Here is an 18920-nt window from a genome sequence, read left to right as displayed (position 1 = left end):
GTTTTGGTTATATTTTACCTAAAATCAGATTATAAGTTTTTCTCCAAAAAGTTAGTCATCATTGTATAAAGGTGTAAACGAGTGTTTCCACCTGAGATACCATGATTTTTGTTTGGATAATAGAATGACTGGAATTGCTTGTTGTTTTTGATTAAAGCATCTTCTAAGGCTACAGCATTTTGAAAATGCACGTTATCGTCACCAGTTCCATGAACTAATAAGAAGTTACCTTTCAAGTTTTTTGCATGAGTTACAGGTGAATTATCATCATAGCCAGATGGGTTTTCTTGAGGTGTTCTCAAAAAACGTTCTGTATATACCGTATCATAATAACGCCAGTTGGTCACAGGAGCAACAGCAATGGCAGCTTTGAAAACGTCAGCACCTTGGAATAAACAATTTGATGCCATAAAACCACCATAAGACCATCCTTGAATACCAATACGTGCGGCATCGATGAATGGAAGTTTACCAAAATATTTAGCTGCTTCAATTTGGTCGTGAACCTCTAATTTTCCTAAATTCAAATACGTACATTTCTTAAACTCAGAGCCACGTCCTCCCGTTCCACGATTGTCTACGCAGGCTACGATGTAACCTTTTTGAGCTAATATTTGATACCAGTAGAAGTTAGCACCATCGTACTGATTCAATACTTGCTGGCTACCTGGGCCACCGTATACAAACATCAATAAAGGATATTTTTTATTTGGGTCAAAATTAGTAGGCTTAATCATCCAAGAGTTTAGCTCAACACCATCAGCAGTTTTGATTACAGTAAATTCTTTTGGAGAAATATTATAACCTGTCAAACGTGCACGCAAATCAGCATTATCTTCCAACACTTTAATCAATTGAGTATTAGCAGAACGATACAAACTTACTTTTAATGGACTGTTTGATGCCGAATTGTTCAAAATAAAGTATTTGAAGTCTGGACTAAAGTTGGCAGAGTTCATACCACGCTCAGCAGACAACTTCTTTTTCACTTTACCATCCAACGAAATACTGTACAAATGGCGTTCGATCGAGGCAATCTCAGTAGAAGTAAAATACAACGTATTGGTTGATTCATCAATACCATAAAAGTTATCCACTTCCCAATTACCCGAAGTTATTTTGCGAACTTCACGACCCGACATATCGTACTGATATAAATGTTTATAGCCATCTTTTTCGGAAGACATAATAAAGCTTTTGCCGTCAGCCAAGTACGTTAGGTCATCGCCAAAGTTTTCAACATCTACATAAGTTCTACTTTCTTCAATCAAAATAGTCGTTGTCTTACCCGTAAACGCATCAGCGTGAATCAATTCCATTTTGTTTTGATAACGATTCAAGCGACTAATTGATAGCACATTCGTATTGATTGTCCAACGAATACGTGGAATATACAAATCGGTTTCTTTACCCAAATCCATTTTTACTGTTTTGGTATCTACAAGATTATAAACCGAAATACTTACAGCCGAGTTAGGTTCACCTGCTTTTGGATATTTGTAACGGTAGTCAGTAGGATATAGCTTACCCCACATTTGCATATTGTATTCTGGCACTTTGCTCTCGTCGAAGGTATAAAAAGCAATTTTGCGACTATCTGGCGACCAGAAAAATGCTTTTGCAAATGAAAACTCCTCCTCATATACCCAATCGCACATACCATTAATAATGTTGTTCCATTTACCATCTGTCGTAATTTGACGCTCAGCCATGGTGTTCAAATCAACCATAAAAAGGTTATTTTGGCGAACAAAAGCTATTTTAGTACCATCTGGTGAAAAGGTTGCAAAAGACTGTTTGCCTCCAGCCGATAACTTAACCAATTTTTTGGACTTAATATCATACACAAAGTTTTCAGCTCGCGAACTGCGACGATAAATTTGCTCAGGATCTGTTTCAATTAAGATTTTTTGCTCGTTGGAAGACAAAGTATAATCTGCAATCGTGATCTTTTGACCAAGGTTTTCGACACTTACTCCTTCATCAAAGAGGGTTTCTACGGCAGCTCCGTCAGTTACCTGATGCTTTACAATACGACCGTTTTCTAGTGCCGAATAAAACGAGCCATCTTTCATCCAATTGATACTACGAACTTGCTTTTGCGAAAAGGCAAATTTGCTCCAAACTTCGTCAAGGCTCACATTTTTCTTTTGAGCAACTACACTCAGGCTACTGTACATAAGCAATGCTATTACGGAACAAATGATTAGTTGTGTTTTTTTCACTGTATATAAAAGGTTTCTGTTGTTGATATAAACTAGTTAGTGGGCAAAATATAATTTAATTTTTGAGCTTATGGTTTTCAGCTTTGGGCATTCGACAAAAATGTATCTATTGTTACTAAAACACAATTTAACACTTTTTGACTTGTGTCTGTTGCCTTATGCCTTCAACACAATACTTAAGTCTGTCAAATTTAAGTAAAATAGTGCAATTTACTACCCTAGTTCTGACTGGTTTTTGGGCTCTTTCGTCTAAAGATAACAGCCCCAAACTCGGCTTTCTTTCCGTATTTCTGCATTCCATCGCAGGAACTAAGTACTGTCACCAGCTCTATTTCGTTGCGCGAAAACTGTTTAAGTTTTTCCATATCTATTTCTTCATTATCAACTATATAGAGTGGAATTTCAGGCTTTTTGTTTTCACGCATTTGTTTTAGCTCAGATATCACACGTGACATATTTGCTAATGATTGGTGAAATACTTGTCTCGTTTTAATCTTGATGGTATCTATTTTATTTTCCTTTCTTTCGGGAGCTGGAAAAGAAGTACTTCCTTGTCCTAAAGTGGTTTCAATAGACACAACACCATCTAAATTGATTGTTTTTCGATTGGTATATTCATTCTCAAGTCGATTATCAATCATATAAATCACCGATTGTGCTTCGAGCTTGGCTTTTCGATAAGCTCGAAACTCATCCATATCAGCAAGAACGGTGTCAGATAGTATTTTCCATCCACCATCAGAAGCTATCTTCTCACTTTCTACAACATTAATTTTAAAAACCAGATTGGGCAATGTTTTAGTTTTATGTGTTTTTACTACAACTAACCCTCCCTCAAATCGTGAACTAAAATAGCGTTTGGCATTTTCAGGAGAATAGACTTTAATAGATTCTATTTCGGGCAACTTAAGATTCCGCTCAGTAAATCCAATAGCTTGTAGTTGTCCATCAACCAAATATCGAGGAGACGTTGAGGTTTTTTCTGATGAAAGTCCTAAACCATCAAAAAAAGGTTGCTCTACCGAGCAAGTATAGCGAAGCTCCTCTAAAGTCAATTTTTTGAAGGTAACAAAACTTTCTGGCAAATCGTCCAGATACTGAATTACCGCCGCTGACAGTGGAACAGGCTTCTTTTGACTCGGTTTTTCCTTTAAATACACATAGTATGTTGAGGTATCGGTAGCATTGCCATATACTTGAACATTTGGCATTTTGTCGAGATATGATTTATTGGAAAAAATTATCTCGTTGACTCTAATGATGGCTTCAGGATGTATCTGCGTTTTATCGAAAACTTGGTTTTTGGGAGCAAACCAAGGTATATGACTCATCGTAAATCTAACAGAGGTTAAATCCTCCACATTGTAATAAACAAGAGAATCAAGAGGAACATTAAAACGCCTCAAAGAAGTTTCTGTATTTTGAGAATAGGCTTTCATCGAAAGAAAAACCAATAGGGTGACTATAGAAAAGTTAGCGCGCATAACTGAGAGAAGAGTATATTGAACTTATTTCTTAATTTACAAAAAATTGATGCAATTCTAAAGCTATTTAAGATAAGTAAAAGAAAGTTATTAGTTAACCGTAAATCAGCTATTAGAATTAACTCATAGTCAGAAGGATTACAATCAATATGTACCGCAGATGTATTATTACTTCTTCCCTATTACTTAGGTGAAGGCTAATTCCATAAAAAAAGCTACCCATCTAGGTAGCTTCTCTTTCAATAATTCACATTGGTATGATAAAAACATAGAGCCTATTGCATAGCTCCTATTGCATAGCGCCACATTAATTATCAAATAGTACAATATCGTTAGACTGTACCACATTGCTTTTGTGAAGGGCACGGTCGGTAATCCAAATATCAAAACGAATGGTATCTTTTTTTCCTGTCAATGAAGGAATACCACTGAAGTTATTGTAGTCAAAATTGATAGAAAAATCAATACTTCCCTCGATTGGACCAGGCTTATCTCCTTCTTTATAACGTTGGAAATGGTTTCCTCCTAAAGGAAAACTAGGAGTTGATTTGATATAAGTACCTTTCTTTTTTACATACAAATCCACATCGAAAGTACGTAAGTTAGGTTGAATCAAAATCAGCTTTTTATAATCATCTTGCGTAAGTCCTAAGTCGCCGTCACCATCTTGAAAATTGATAGTCAAAATCAAAGAGTCACGCTTGGTGGTATTGCCCAAAAGATCGGATGAAGTTTTAGTAATAATGCGTGCCGAGTTGAAGCCAATATACGGTATTACGTCAAAAGTTGGTTCGCTCACGCAACCAAGCATTCCAAAAAGTCCTAATAAGAAAAAAGTAATTTTTTTCATGGGGGCACAAGTTCTTTACAAGGTAAAAATCTATCAAACAGTTATCTGACTGCGTTTAAGAGCGTTTTGTGTGTTCAAAAAACGATGGCATTCTTGGAACGAAAAAGCCCTTGAAATGTTGTTCTTTCAAAACCAAACTTCTGTAAAGTTAATCATTTGAAGTAATTTTGCACGGAGAATTCCCAAAATCAACATTTTTGTATTTATAGGCTGTTACTTCTCATATAGATAAGAGCAACATTGAGCTACAAAAAGTTTCTTTACAATACTATGCAATCATCAAACGCTGACATATTAAAACAACGAGTATTGTCGGTAGATGAATCAAATTTTGATTCACTTGCCCTTGATATTTTTCAATTTCAAGCTACAAACAATCCTATTTATCGTCAATATATCGAGCAACTTGGAAAAAAAACTTCTGATATTACTTCAGTTAGTGACATTCCTTTTTTGCCAATCGAATTTTTCAAATCCCAAACTATCATTACCAACCAAGTACCAAGCAAAGTTGTTTTTGAAAGTAGCGGAACTACAGGCTCACAAACCAGTCGTCATTATGTATATGACCCAGATTTTTATGTAAAGGTTGCAATACAGATATTCGAAAAATTTTATGGGTCTTTGGCAAATTTTCAAATTTTGGCCTTGCTTCCCTCCTATTTGGAGCGTAACAACTCTTCATTGGTTTATATGGTCAAAAGTTTTATTGAGCAAACCAATTCACAATATTCTGGTTTTTTCCTAAATGATTACAAAGGACTTATTGAAAGTCTTAAAAAGGCTCACAAAGCAAATCCTAAGCAAAAAATTCTATTAATAGGGGTAACTTTTGGGCTTTTGGACTTAGCAGAGTCAGGAGAAGATTTTAGTTTCCTCAGAGACTTTGAAGATGTTATCATCATGGAAACAGGTGGTATGAAAGGACGTAGAAAAGAGTTATTACGAGAAGAAGTTCATGAGATATTAACTGCGGCATTCGGTGTAAAAAGCATTCATTCGGAATATGGTATGACCGAGCTACTTTCGCAGGGATATTCGTATGGAGAAGGGATTTTTGAGCTTCCAGCGTCTATGCGTGTGTTGTTGCGCGACGTCAACGACCCTTTTACATTAGTAGATTCAAGTGTGCGCTCAGGAGGTATTAATGTAATTGACTTGGCCAATATCGACTCATGTTCTTTTATCGAAACCAAAGACTTAGGCAGCTTTTTGCCAGACAATCGCCGTTTCCGCATACTGGGCAGGTTCGATAATTCAGATATTAGAGGCTGTAATTTGATGACGCTTTAGAGTGATGAGTTTTGTGTTAGGAGTGCGGAGTTTCAGACGATTACGGATTTGGGATTTCTGATTTCGGAAATATTGAAAATAACTCAATTTTTGTAAAATATTATTCGAAAATATGGGCTACACTTCCGAAATCCAACATCCGATATCCGAAATAGATATTTTCTCCGCACTCCTAACTCAAAACTCATCACTCTTAAGCATGTGCTTCTAGCCATTCTTCACCATTGTCATACACTTCTTTTTTCCAGATAGGCACTACTTGCTTGAGCGTATCGATAAGCCACTTGCAGGCTTCAAATGAAGCTGCTCGGTGAGGCGTTGCTACAGCTATTACTACCGCTACATCGCCAATCGAAAGTACCCCTTTGCGGTGAACCATCACAATTTTTTCAGTATTCCAGCGTACTTGTGCTTCGTCTGCCAATTCTTGCATTTTTTTGACAGCCATTGAATCATACGTTTCAAACTCCAGTCTTACTACCGACTTGTCTTTATTATGATTTCGAACGGTTCCAATAAATACATCTACTGCCCCAGCACCTTCAGACTGAGCAGCGTCAATACATTCTTGAATAATTATAGGAGAATCTGCAATAGCAATCATAGCCTTGTGATATGTGTTTTTTGATGAAAATATCGAAGAATCCTACGCCTTATCAGTGCGTTTTTCTAAAGTAACAAAATCGAAAGCATATGCATGCTTTTCGTCTGGCTGAAACGACTTACGTTCTGTTTCTGTCCAAATATTTGTATCTAATACTGGGAAAAAAGCGTCGCCTTCAAAATTATGATGCACTTGGGTCAAATATACCGTGTCTGCCATATCCAATGCTAACGCGTAGATTTGAGCGCCACCGATGATAAAAGCCTCTTCTGTTTCAATCTCTTTTGCTTTTTCTATTGCCTCCTCTAAAGAACTCACAACAATACAACCCTCAACCTGATAGTCGTTATTGTGTGAAATAATGATGGAAGTACGATTAGGAAGTGGATTACCGATAGACTCAAATGTTTTACGACCCATGATAATCACATGACCAGTTGTCAAACGTCTAAACATTTTAAGGTCTTCGGGCAAATGCCAAATTAATTGATTGTCTTTTCCTATTACACCCTGTTCGGCTGTTGCAACAATTATTGAGAGTTTCAAAGTTTTATTTCTTTAAAATGCTATTCTAATTTTTTTGTAAAAATAAGCAATTAATGTTCTTCCATTAGTACGCCTTTCAAGATTGTTGGTCTTGTTAAGTCGTAATTGTGGTTTTCTATTAAACATATTCTCCATAACTTTAGCAACCCTAAAATTATGAATACAATACCGATATGCTAACTATGAAAAAATTATTACTACTTATTCCAGTACTATTACTATTCGGGTATCTGATTTGGTCCAATCTCGATCGACAAGAGCTTGACCTCCCTACTGATGCTCAATTCAGAGACTATCAAACGATTGGTATTGATTCAAGTCGTGGAAATCTCATTGGAATTCAACCTTTCATGGTCACAGCAGACTATAGTTCAGAGAAAGCTTTTTATAAAAAAATGGATGGATATTTCGCTCAACTCAAACAACGCCATTGGCTCAACAGCAAAAGTATTGTTGTGCTTCCCGAATATTTGGGCACATGGTTGGTAACTGTTAATGAAAAGCATTCGGTATATACTTCTTCCTCATCAGCTAAGGCATTGCAAACGATGGCGCTCAGTAATTTAGGAAGTTATGCGAGTGCCTATTTGAGTGTTCCCGATTCTGTTAAAGTACATCCAAGATATGCTATTTTTAAGATGAAAGCGGAAATAATGGCAAAGATTTATGGTAATGTTTTCAAGAAAATCGCCTCCACGTATCAGGTACATATTGTGGCAGGGTCTATTCTTTTACCTAATCCCAAAGTTGAAAACAATGAGATCATTCCACAAGATGGACTCATGTATAATGTCTCGGCAGTGTTTCGCCCAAATGGAAGTATTGCTATTGATTTGGTCAAAAAAAGCTTTCCTATTGCTGAAGAACAAGCATTTTTAGCGGCTTCGCCAATACAAAACCTTCCAAGTTTCGACACTCCTGCAGGTAAATTGGGAGTACTAATTTGTGCGGATTCATGGTTTCAAGAGGGTTATCAAGTTCTTAAGCAAAAGGGTGTAAAAATTTTGGCTGTGCCTTCATTCTGTTCTATCAATTTTGGTTGGCAAATTCCCTGGACTGGCTACAGTGGTTGGCCAACGCCAGCACAAGCCAAAGCTGATATTGGCATTTTGACAGAAGGACAAGCTTGGCTAAAATATGCCATGGTAGGAAAAGCATTTACAGTTGGGAATATGCAGGCAGGGATGAATGTATTTCTAAAGGGGCAGTTATGGGATTTTGGATTTGATGGAAGAACGACCTCTACTCTTGGCACAAAATCATACACTGACAATCAATCACTTAGCTCAACTGTAACGTGTTTATGGCTTTAACGCCATCTAGGAAGTCTTACTTTACCGTTTAAAAAAATGAAGTGAAAATAATGTTAAATTTCAATTTTTTATGTTAAGTTTATATGTTATTGCACTAATTGCTTGCCAAATGTTTGTTTCCAAAATCATTACCAATCAGTTAGTATTAATAACAAAAATAAGTTAACGATATTAATATAGGTATAGGCAAAAACGTCAATGGAATTTTCTATTGACGTTTTTTTGGTCTAAGATATACGATATGATGAAAATTAATTCATATATCAAGCCACGTATTTTATCATTACTCCCATAAGAGATTACTATGTTTTTACTAGACGACTCTGCTCACCATACCAATCATAAAGACGTTTGGCCAGACTATCAAAAAGCGTTGAAGGCTACAATCATTTCACAATCACGATTTCTTGATGATACAGTTGCCTTGGAAAGGCAGCATCGTAATTGGAAAATCAGACTAGAGGTTGACTATAGGACACTAGACAAACATAATCCTCCCTTTACTCGGATGCGTTGTCGGTATAAGACCTTAGATAACTTTGTTTTTAGGATTTATGAAGAGGGTTGGCTTGGTATCATTGGTAAAGTATTGGGTGCGCAAGACCTTACGATTGGCAATACAAAATTTGATGAGAAATTTATTATCAAAAGCAATCACCACAAAATCCAAGATTTACTAACAAACAGCTCTGTCAAAACGAGTCTTCTTTCTATTTCTCACCAAGTAAACTTCCAATTCAGAATTGTAGATAATAGTAGTATTTTCATGGATGGTCTACCCGATGGAGTACATGAATTGTACATGGAAATGGACGGTATTATCCTCAACTTTAAGACCATTAAAACTATGTTTGAGCTATTTATAGAGGTAATGGATTTGTTAGAAAAATTAGGAACAGCAGTAGATGAGAAGATTGAATTTTAATTTTCTTAGGTAGTCGTATGTGCTTTAGGCAACATGCACTAGGCAAAGAGTTTTAACATGTTTTTGCCAAAAGCCCATTCCTGAAAGTCGAAAGCCAAATAGTTGGATTTTATTTTGCCTACTAACTTCTACAAAAAAAGGGCTTCGAGTAACTAGCACTCAAAGCCCTTTTTATTATTTATAATTTGTATTTTTCTTATTTAGAAAGATACAAATTACGTTCGCTATACACTTTGCGGAAGAACTCATCTTTCAATGAATCAATGAAGTAAATGGCTTCACCCGTTGATTTCATTTCTGGCCCTAATTCCATATTTACATTCGGGAATTTGTTGAATGAGAATACTGGAATCTTGATTGCCCATCCGTTTTTCTTAGGAGCAAAGTTGAAGTCTTTCAATTTAGCACCTAGCATTACTTTAGTAGCGTAGTTTACATACGGCTCTTGGTATGCTTTACAGATAAATGGCACCGTACGCGAAGCACGTGGGTTAGCTTCGATGATGTACACCACTTCGTCTTTAACGGCAAACTGGATATTAATCAAACCTTTTGTTTGAAGCGCTATAGCGATTTTTCTAGTATGTTCTTCGATTTGACGAATTACATTTTCAGATAAATCAAATGGAGGTAATACCGAGTGAGAGTCACCAGAGTGGATACCCGCAGGCTCAATATGCTCCATTACTCCGATGATATATACATCTTCGCCATCACAGATTGCATCTGCTTCTGCTTCGATTGCATTCTCAAGGAAGTGGTCAAGCAAAATTTTATTACCTGGAATATCGCGTAGAATGTCCACAACGTGTTGTTCCAACTCCTGCTCGTTGATTACAATCTTCATTGATTGTCCACCCAATACGTAAGAAGGACGAACCAACAAAGGATAACCCAATTGACGACCTAATTCTACTGCATTGTCAGCATCTTCACAAACTCCAAATTTAGGATATGGAATGTCATTTTCTTTCAACAATGTAGAGAATGCACCACGGTCTTCAGCTAAGTCAAGGGCTTCGAAAGATGTACCAATAATTTTGATACCATATTTCGATAATTTCTCAGCTAATTTAAGTGCAGTCTGACCACCCAACTGAACGATAACACCTTCTGGTTTTTCGTGTTGGATAATGTCATAAACATGCTCCCAGAATACTGGTTCGAAGTATAATTTATCAGCGATATCGAAGTCAGTCGAAACGGTTTCAGGGTTTGAGTTAATCATGATTGCCTCATAACCTGCTTCTTTTGCCGCCAAAATACCGTGTACACATGAATAGTCAAATTCGATACCTTGACCGATACGGTTAGGACCAGAACCCAATACGATTACTTTTTTCTTATTAGTTGCTACTGACTCATTATCAAGCGTTTCTGAACCTTGCGAGAATGATGAGTAGAAATAAGGAGTTTTTGCTTCAAACTCAGCTGCACAAGTATCTACGCATTTGTAAACACGTGTAATACCGTAGCTTGTACGCAAGTCGTGTACTTCAGATTCTAAACAACGTAAAGCGTAAGCAATTTGACGGTCAGCAAAACCTTTGTGTTTTGCTTCTTCCAATAATGCTTTTGGTACAGACTGAAGTGTGTATTTCTCTAGTTCATTTTCCACTCTTACTAAATCTTCCACTTGGTATAAGAACCACTTGTCAATCTTAGTAGCGTTGCGGATTGTTTTGAACGAGATACCCATTTTGAAGGCATCGTAGATATGGAACAGACGATTCCAAGATGGATTAGCCAATGACTTCATGATAGCATCCTGATCGCGCAAGCCTTTTCCATCTGCTCCCAAACCATTACGTTTGATTTCGAGTGATTGACAAGCTTTTTGCAATGCCTCTTGGAAGTTACGACCAATACCCATAGCCTCACCTACTGACTTCATTTGGAGACCCAAAGATTTGTCAGCTCCGTGGAATTTATCAAAGTTCCAACGTGGTACTTTCACAATCACATAGTCAAGTGCTGGTTCGAAAAACGCAGAAGTTGATCCTGTAATAGCATTCGTTAACTCGTCGAGGTTGTAACCAATCGCCATTTTAGCAGCGATTTTAGCAATTGGATAACCAGTTGCTTTCGAAGCTAAAGCCGAAGAACGAGATACACGTGGGTTGATTTCGATAGCAATGATATCGTCTGTATCAGGATTCAAGGCAAACTGAACGTTACAACCACCCGCAAACTTACCAATCGCATTCATCATCTTGATGGCCATGTCACGCATCTTTTGGTAGATAGTGTCTGGCAAAGTCATCGCTGGAGCTACTGTAATAGAGTCACCAGTGTGAATACCCATTGGGTCAAAGTTCTCGATAGAACAGATAATGATTACGTTGCCCAAGTTGTCACGCAACAACTCAAGTTCGTATTCTTTCCAACCCATGATAGATTGTTCTACCAATACTTCATGCGTAGGCGAAGCGTGCAAACCTTTGTTAAGAGCAGCGTCAAAATCTTTTGGCTCATTAACAAAACCACCACCAGTACCACCCAAGGTAAACGAAGGACGAATAACCAAAGGGAAGCCTGTTTCCTGCGCAATTTCTTTACCCTCCAAGAAAGAACGTGCAGTACGACCTTTACAAACGCCAACACCAATTTCTAGCATTTTCAAACGGAACTTCTCGCGGTCTTCGGTAGTTTCAATCGCATTGATGTCTACACCGATGATACGTACTCCGTATTTTTCCCAGATACCTGCAGCGTCGCAATCGATAGCTAAATTTAATGCCGTCTGACCACCCATAGTTGGCAAAACGGCATCGACTTTGTGTTTCTCTAAGATTTCAATAATAGACTTTTTCTCAAGTGGCTTCAGATATACATGGTCTGCATTGAGAGGGTCTGTCATAATCGTGGCAGGATTCGAGTTAATCAAAATAACCTCGATTCCTTCTTCACGAAGTGAACGCGCTGCTTGCGAGCCAGAATAGTCAAATTCGCAAGCCTGACCGATGATAATTGGACCTGAACCGATAATGAGAACGGACTTGATGGATGTGTCTTTAGGCACGGCTGTACTTTATGTTAGTTTTGAAATAATACGTAAAATAAAAGTATTCAGTACTGACTTTCAGTGATTTACGATTAAAAGCTTAATGATTAATTGAAATGTGCGAGAAGAACATGATTCAAAAAAGCTAATCATTAGCAAATACCTGATTATCAGAGTGCAATTTTTGTGGAACATCCTTGAATTACATAGCGGTAACAAAGGAAGGATATGCTCAAAAATTGCACAAAGGTAATAGATTGAGCCGAAAAACGAAGCCTAAAATTGTATTTATTTAATTTTTCAAAAACTTTCTAAGAAAAATATTATTCTGTTTTTACCCTAAAAACCCCTAAAATTCGCCTCTAGCAATACGCCAAGCCAGAAAAAAGAATAGTTGCGCACGTTTTTGCAAAATGTCAAATTCAATCTTCTCTACATCGTCAGTTGCCTTGTGATAATCTTCATGTTCTCCATTGGTAAAAAAGATAATTGGGATATTATGCTTGGCAAAATTGTAGTGATCTGAACGATAATATAACTGTAATGGGTGCATCTCTGAGCTATAGGCATAATCCAACGACAAGTGGGTATAGGTATTGTTGGTATTTTTTAAAAGACTATCCAATTTGGGATTCATTTTGTCTGAACCAATCACATAAACATAGTTGGGGTCTTTTTCTTCTTCATGATAATGATCGATACGCCCTACCATATCAATATTGAGATTACAAACTGTTTTTTCAAGTGGAATAATAGGGTGTTCTGTATAAAATTCAGAACCTAATAATCCCATTTCTTCTCCCGCTACGGTCATCAACAATATACTTCTTGAAGGTTTATAACCTGCTTTTTGTGCCTCCGCAAAGGCGGTAGCCAATGCCAAAATCGTAGATGTGCCTGAGCCATCATCATCGGCTCCGTTATATACTTTCCCTTGATCTTTTCCTAAATGGTCGTAATGTGCTGTAATCACGACTACTTCGTCTTTTCTATCTGTGCCTTCAATAAAGCCCAAGACATTTTCGGTAGGAATGACGCCTCGTCCTTTGATATGCTGTGTCTTAGGAGCATGAATGACGCTATATTGTTCTAAGAAATAACGTTTAATATAAAATGGTTGAATAAAACTATCTCCTTTGAGGCTATCTTTTACGATTGGTAATAAGCCTTGGCTCTCAAAATGTTTTGCTATATACTGAGCCGCCTTTTTTTGTCCAACAGTACCTGTACGACGACCCGCTAGCTCATCGGATGCAATGTAGGTTAAATGTTTTTTTAATTCTGGCACCGAAATATACTGCGCAAATCGTAGTGCAGTGCTGTCTTGAGCCTGTAAATAATAGGGAATCAATGTTAAACAGAAGAGTAATTTTTTAAGCATAATTGTTCTTGGATAAATGGTACTTTTGGTGAACAGGCGAAAGGGGCAACACCTCAAGGTATTAGTGCTGAATTGTGAGTTGTGAATTGTGAATGTAAATTTAAGTTTTCGGCTTTGGGCCATGGTCTTTGGACAAAAACAAGTCTGTGCTTATCAAAAAGCATGTTAAAACTCTTTGCCTGTTGCCTAGTGCCTATTACAAAAACCTACTACTATTTCATAAGAAATATTTGACTGAAAGCTAAATCGTCAGAGTTAATTTCGCTGTGTTACTTAATGCCCCATGTAGCACAAAGGCAGCCATATAAGCTGCCTTTGTTGCTTGGACTTTATTTTTGCGCTTTAGCACTTGATTTGATAACTTCTCAAAATCAGCACTCCTATTAAGGTTTGTTTGAATCTACCACGATACGTTTATCACGGTTTGCCAAATCCCATGCCATATAGTACACCAATTTGGCACGTTTTTCCATTTTGTTAAATTCAATTTTCTCTACATCGTCGGTAGGCTGGTGATAATCATCATGAACACCGTTGAAGAAAAATGCTACAGGAATTTTGTTTTTAGCAAAGTTATAATGGTCTGAACGATAATAGAAACGATTAGGATCGTTAGGGTCATTGTAACGGTAATCCAAATCCATTTTTGTGTACTTGTTATTGCTCATCTCCATGATTTGATGTAATTCTGAAGACAATTTATCAGAACCAATCACATAGATATAGTCACCTTTTCCTTCATGTTCTTTGTCGGTACGACCTACCATATCGATATTGATATCGCAAACTGTGTTTTCCAAAGGCAACACGGGATGTCTTACATAATACTCAGAACCTAACAAGCCTTTTTCTTCACCAGTTACCGTCATAAACAACATACTACGACGCGGACGGTGACCAGCTTTGGCAGCTTTTCCGAAAGCCTCAGATACCTCTAATACAGATACCGTTCCAGAGCCATCATCATCTGCACCGTTATAGATTTTACCATCGTTTACACCCACGTGGTCGTAGTGAGAAGTTACCACAACGATTTCATCTTTTTTGTCAGTACCTTCCAAGAAACCCAATACGTTGTAAGTTTCGACAGGAGTAATAGTGCGCTCGATACGTAAAGCGCCTGTTTGTGGCGTCAAAGAACCAGCAACTGTTTTTTTCGTTTCGGCAGCTTTAGCACGAAGTGCATCCAAATCGCCAGCTTTGATGCCCAACAAATCTGTTGCCATAGCATTGCTCACGTTTAGGACAGCAAAATCAGCTCCTTTAGGCTCACCATCTTCACGGAATCCCATACGAGCATTGCCAAAACGCTTCATCATTACTTGGCGCTGTTTGATCGCTTTATCAAAATCTTCGTCTGAAGTTTTTGTAATCAATATCATAGCTTTTGCTCCTTTTTCTTTAGCAATCGCCATTTTATCTTTCCAGCTGTCAGCTTTACTCCATTTTGAAGCTTCGTTACTACCTGAAAGTACATAAGTACCATCGGTATTACGAGGTTCGCCATCAAATGCTACAATCACTTTTCCTTTTACGTCCATGGTAGCGTAGTCGCTCAAGCGAGATTCGTCGATACCATAACCCACAAATACGAAATCTACTTTTTCTTCAGTGTTGATTGGAGCTGTATTGCTAGCAATAAAGTCTTGGAGGTACACATAAGTCTTAGTGTTAGACTTGATATAAAATTCGCCCCAACCACGTTTCACTAAATCTACTAATTGGAAATGCGATTTGTCGGCACCAACGATTCCTTTCAAGCCTACCGATTCGAAATGATTGGCAATGTATTGTGCAGCTACTTTTTGTTCTGGCGAGCCAGTGTCTCTACCTTTTAGGCTATCAGAGGCAATAAATGTAAGATGTTTTTTTAGGTCGTCAGCCTTGATGGTATTAGCGTACTTAGCAATCACTTTATCCTGTGCCAAAGTAGCCGTACCAGTCATGAGTAACAAGACAGCGGGTACTATCAGTTTTTTCATATAAAGGTATTTTGTTGAATGAATCTACGAAGATAATGAATTCTTGGTGTGGGACAAATGGGAGTTTGTGGGGGTATAGCAGAGCTTAAACATTTTTTCTCTTGGAGGCTCTTCTATCTCATGCAATTTTCTCACAAAAGTCAGAGAATTAGTAAACACTTACCTAAAACAGGATTAATCCAAGAATGATTGCTGCGTTTTTTTTGAAAAAAATTACTAGAACAATCTTCTGAAACAGGATGTTACTTATAAAAATCGCTCTAATTAGCACTGTCCGAGCCTTCTGGATTCAATGTTAGGGATTTGTGAACAAGTGTTTGCTGTTTTGATAATAATTCTACTTAAATTTGCAGCGATTTCCGACAAAATACCATCAAATCACCCATTTAATGAAAATCAACTTTCAGTATCAGGAAAAATTTGAGACACGCCATAACAACTCACATGTAGCTGACCGTAAGGCTATGTTAGAGGCAATTGGTGTTGATTCGATCGAAACACTCATCAACCAAACAGTACCTGCGGCAATTCGTTTGCCACAGGCATTAAATCTTCCAAAAGCAAAATCTGAAGCTCAATTTTTGAAAGATTTCAAGAAATTAGCTCAGTTAAATGATACCTACAAATCTCATATTGGGATGGGATATTATGATACAATCACTCCTTCTGTGATTTTACGTAATATTCTTGAAAATCCAGCTTGGTATACTGCTTATACTCCTTATCAAGCAGAAATTGCTCAAGGTCGTTTGGAGATGTTGCTCAATTATCAAACCATGATAATTGATTTGACAGGAATGGAAATTGCTAATGCCTCGTTGCTCGACGAAGGTACAGCTGCTGCTGAAGCGATGACTATGCTTCACGGACAAAGAAAAGGTGCTAAGAAAAACGCTGAAACCATCTTTGTTTCTGAACTATGTCACCCTCAGACTATCGATGTATTGGTTACACGTGCTACTCCACTTGGTATCAAGGTTGTAGTAGGCGACCACCGTACTGTTGACCTTACTCAGGAAGATATTTACGCTGTATTTGTACAATATCCTGCTGGTGATGGTTCTGTTTTTGATTACACAGACTTTATTGCTTCTGCACATGAGTTGAGTATCAATGTTATTGTTGCAGCAGATTTGCTTGCCTTGAGTTTGTTAAAATCTCCAGGTGAAATGGGTGCAGATGTTGTAGTAGGTTCTTCTCAAAGATTTGGTGTGCCAATGGGCTTTGGTGGTCCTCACGCTGCATTCTTTGCAACAAAAGAAGAATTCAAACGTCATATTCCAGGTCGTATTATCGGGGTATCTGTAGATGCTCAGGGAAATCGTGCTTTGCGTATGGCTTTACAGACACGCGAGCAACATATCCGTCGTGAAAAAGCTACTTCAAATATTTGTACAGCACAAGTATTGTTGTCGGTAATGGCTGCGGCTTATGCGGTTTATCATGGTCCAGAAGGTATCAAAGCTATTGCGGAGAAAGTTCATGGCTTGACTAAATTGACAGCTTTGGCTCTCGAAGAGCTAGGATATAAAGTAGAGACTGAATCATATTTTGATACGATTAAAGTATTTATCGACGAAGACGAGAAGCGTTTAAGAATGGAAGCATTGGCTAATGGCATCAACTTCCGTTATTATGATGACTACCGTTATATCGGTATTTCTTTGGACGAAACTTGTACTTTGGAAGACGTAGAAACGATTATCTACGCTTTTGAAAAAATTGGTAAAAAAGAAGTAAAACTAGAAAGCCTTTTCGAAAAAGTTGATTATGCTTTCCCTGCTTCTTTGAAACGTGAAAGTGCATATTTGACACACGAAGTTTTCAATAGCTATCATTCAGAACATGAAATGTTGCGCTATTTGAAGCAATTGGAAAACAAAGACCTTTCAATGGTTCACTCAATGATTTCGTTGGGTTCTTGTACCATGAAGTTGAACGCTACTACCGAAATGATTCCAGTAACTTGGCAAGAATTTGGTAACGTTCACCCATTTGCTCCAAAAAATCAGGTTGGTGGTTATTTGAAAATGATTGATGAGCTAAACGTATGGTTGTCTGAAATCACTGGTTTTGCACAAATGTCATTCCAACCAAACTCTGGTGCTCAAGGTGAATACGCAGGTTTGATGGTAATTCGTGCATATCATGAGTCAAGAGGTGATTTCAATCGTAATGTAGCCTTGATTCCTTCTTCTGCACACGGAACTAACCCAGCATCGGCTGTTATGGCGGGTATGAAAGTGGTTGTAACAAAATGTGACGAAAACGGAAACATCGACGTTGCTGACTTGCGTGAAAAAGCAGAACAATATTCTGATAGTCTTTCTTGCTTGATGGTTACGTATCCATCTACTCACGGTGTATTCGAAGAGTCAATCAAAGAAATTTGTGCATTGATTCATGAGCACGGTGGTCAGGTATATATGGACGGAGCAAACATGAACGCTCAGGTAGGTCTTACATCTCCTGCAACTATTGGCGCTGACGTTTGTCACCTTAACCTACACAAAACATTCTGTATTCCTCACGGTGGTGGTGGTCCCGGTATGGGTCCAATCGGTGTAGCTGCACACTTGGCTCCATTCTTGCCTGCTCACGCTGTTGTGAAAGATGCTGGTGGTAAATTAGGTATCACAGCTGTTTCGGCTGCTCCTTACGGTTCAGCTAGTATCTTGACTATTCCTTATGCTTACATTGCTTTGATGGGCGGCGACGGATTGACAAGAGCTACAGAAACAGCAATTTTGAATGCTAACTATATCAAAGCTCGTTTGGAAGGACACTACCCTGTACTTTACACAGGTACAGAAGGACGTTGTGCTCACGAAATGATTTTGGATTGTCGTCCATTCAAACTTTCGGCAGGTGTTGAAGCAGAAGATATTGCAAAGCGTTTGATGGACTATGGATTCCATGCTCCTACCCTTTCGTTCCCAGTTGCTGGAACATTGATGGTTGAGCCAACCGAATCTGAATCTAAAGCTGAATTAGACCGTTTCTGCGATGCGATGATTGCTATTCGTGAAGAGATTGCTGAAATTGAAGCTGGTGCAGACAAAACCAACAACGTTTTGAAAAACGCTCCACATACGCAATATGTAGCATTACAAGAAAACTGGGATAAACCATATTCTCGTGAGAAAGCGGTATTCCCATTGGCGTATGTAAAAGCGAATAAGTTCTGGCCAAGCGTTTCAAGAATTGACTCAGCTTACGGTGACCGTAACTTGATTTGTGCTTGTATTCCAACAGAGGCTTACGCACAATAATCAATACAGTATGGAAAATTTGCTTAAGCAGATGCTCCACA

The 18920-nt window shown here is 38.0% G+C and carries 12 protein-coding genes; 4 read left to right on the top strand and 8 right to left on the bottom strand.

Translation table 11 applies throughout. From position 1 onward, the window contains the following. Positions 1 to 29: 29 nt before the first annotated feature. The 3 genes from QM524_RS17205 to QM524_RS17195 form a co-directional block, all read right to left on the bottom strand. Entirely contained in the window at positions 30 to 2225 is a 2196-nt protein-coding gene (locus QM524_RS17205; protein WP_310586457.1) for a S9 family peptidase, read from the bottom strand. 218 nt (positions 2226 to 2443) lie between these two features. After that, positions 2444 to 3709, bottom strand: coding sequence for a hypothetical protein (locus tag QM524_RS17200; RefSeq protein ID WP_283345524.1), 1266 nt, complete (start codon positions 3707 to 3709; stop codon positions 2444 to 2446). A gap of 307 nt (positions 3710 to 4016) precedes the next feature. Then, entirely contained in the window at positions 4017 to 4559 is a 543-nt protein-coding gene (locus QM524_RS17195; protein ID WP_283345523.1) for a hypothetical protein, read from the bottom strand. 270 nt (positions 4560 to 4829) lie between these two features. Between QM524_RS17195 and QM524_RS17190 the strand changes: the two genes are divergently transcribed. Next, complete coding sequence (locus QM524_RS17190) at positions 4830 to 5852, top strand: LuxE/PaaK family acyltransferase (protein ID WP_095166850.1); 1023 nt, start codon at positions 4830 to 4832, stop codon at positions 5850 to 5852. Positions 5853 to 6045: 193 nt separating this feature from the next. On the opposite strand, the gene QM524_RS17185 is transcribed toward QM524_RS17190, so the two are convergent. Next, the gene (locus QM524_RS17185; RefSeq protein ID WP_283345522.1) at positions 6046 to 6456 is read right to left on the bottom strand and encodes a molybdenum cofactor biosynthesis protein MoaE; all 411 of its coding nucleotides are present in this window, start codon (positions 6454 to 6456) and stop codon (positions 6046 to 6048) included. Between the two features lie 42 nt (positions 6457 to 6498). Beyond that, positions 6499 to 7002, bottom strand: coding sequence for a dihydrofolate reductase (locus QM524_RS17180; RefSeq protein ID WP_283345521.1), 504 nt, complete (start codon positions 7000 to 7002; stop codon positions 6499 to 6501). A 182-nt stretch (positions 7003 to 7184) separates the two neighbouring features. On the opposite strand from QM524_RS17180, the gene QM524_RS17175 reads away from it, so the two are divergent. Both QM524_RS17175 and QM524_RS17170 read left to right on the top strand, forming a co-directional pair. Further along, positions 7185 to 8315 carry a carbon-nitrogen hydrolase family protein gene (locus QM524_RS17175; protein ID WP_283345520.1) on the top strand — a complete coding sequence of 377 codons (1131 nt, stop codon included), beginning with the start codon at positions 7185 to 7187 and terminating at the stop codon, positions 8313 to 8315. Positions 8316 to 8619: 304 nt separating this feature from the next. Beyond that, positions 8620 to 9240, top strand: a complete 621-nt coding sequence (locus QM524_RS17170; protein ID WP_283345519.1) for a hypothetical protein — start codon at positions 8620 to 8622, stop codon at positions 9238 to 9240. A gap of 196 nt (positions 9241 to 9436) precedes the next feature. On the opposite strand, the gene carB is transcribed toward QM524_RS17170, so the two are convergent. From carB to QM524_RS17155, 3 genes are all read right to left on the bottom strand, one after another. Beyond that, a complete protein-coding gene (gene carB, locus QM524_RS17165) occupies positions 9437 to 12262 on the bottom strand; it encodes a carbamoyl-phosphate synthase large subunit (protein ID WP_283345518.1) in 2826 nt (941 codons plus the stop codon). Positions 12263 to 12593: 331 nt separating this feature from the next. Next, a complete protein-coding gene (locus QM524_RS17160; protein WP_283345517.1) occupies positions 12594 to 13625 on the bottom strand; it encodes a M28 family peptidase in 1032 nt (343 codons plus the stop codon). Between the two features lie 383 nt (positions 13626 to 14008). Further along, on the bottom strand, positions 14009 to 15607 hold the full coding sequence (locus QM524_RS17155; RefSeq protein ID WP_283345516.1) for a M28 family peptidase: 1599 nt from the start codon (positions 15605 to 15607) through the stop codon (positions 14009 to 14011). Between the two features lie 389 nt (positions 15608 to 15996). Here QM524_RS17155 and gcvP point away from each other — a divergent pair, with 389 nt between their 5' ends. Next, positions 15997 to 18879: an aminomethyl-transferring glycine dehydrogenase gene (gcvP, locus tag QM524_RS17150; RefSeq protein WP_283345515.1), complete on the top strand. Its 2883-nt coding sequence runs from the start codon at positions 15997 to 15999 to the stop codon at positions 18877 to 18879. The last annotated feature ends 41 nt before the right edge of the window (positions 18880 to 18920 follow it).

The sequence above is a fragment of the Flectobacillus roseus genome (assembly GCF_030056595.1).
GTDB classification, from domain to species: Bacteria; Bacteroidota; Bacteroidia; order Cytophagales; family Spirosomataceae; genus Flectobacillus; species Flectobacillus roseus.
This window is presented reverse-complemented; position numbering and strand designations above follow the sequence as displayed.

Excerpts from the sequence above, each read along its gene's own strand:
- QM524_RS17185 (WP_283345522.1), bottom strand. The coding sequence starts at position 6,456 with ATGATTGCTATTGCAGATTCTCCTATAATTATTCAAGAATGTATTGAC.
- QM524_RS17195 (WP_283345523.1), bottom strand. The coding sequence starts at position 4,559 with ATGAAAAAAATTACTTTTTTCTTATTAGGACTTTTTGGAATGCTTGGT.
- QM524_RS17160 (WP_283345517.1), bottom strand. The coding sequence starts at position 13,625 with ATGCTTAAAAAATTACTCTTCTGTTTAACATTGATTCCCTATTATTTA.
- QM524_RS17190 (WP_095166850.1), top strand. The coding sequence starts at position 4,830 with ATGCAATCATCAAACGCTGACATATTAAAACAACGAGTATTGTCGGTA.
- gcvP (WP_283345515.1), top strand. The coding sequence starts at position 15,997 with ATGAAAATCAACTTTCAGTATCAGGAAAAATTTGAGACACGCCATAAC.
- QM524_RS17200 (WP_283345524.1), bottom strand. The coding sequence starts at position 3,709 with ATGCGCGCTAACTTTTCTATAGTCACCCTATTGGTTTTTCTTTCGATG.
- QM524_RS17170 (WP_283345519.1), top strand. The coding sequence starts at position 8,620 with ATGTTTTTACTAGACGACTCTGCTCACCATACCAATCATAAAGACGTT.
- QM524_RS17155 (WP_283345516.1), bottom strand. The coding sequence starts at position 15,607 with ATGAAAAAACTGATAGTACCCGCTGTCTTGTTACTCATGACTGGTACG.
- QM524_RS17175 (WP_283345520.1), top strand. The coding sequence starts at position 7,185 with ATGAAAAAATTATTACTACTTATTCCAGTACTATTACTATTCGGGTAT.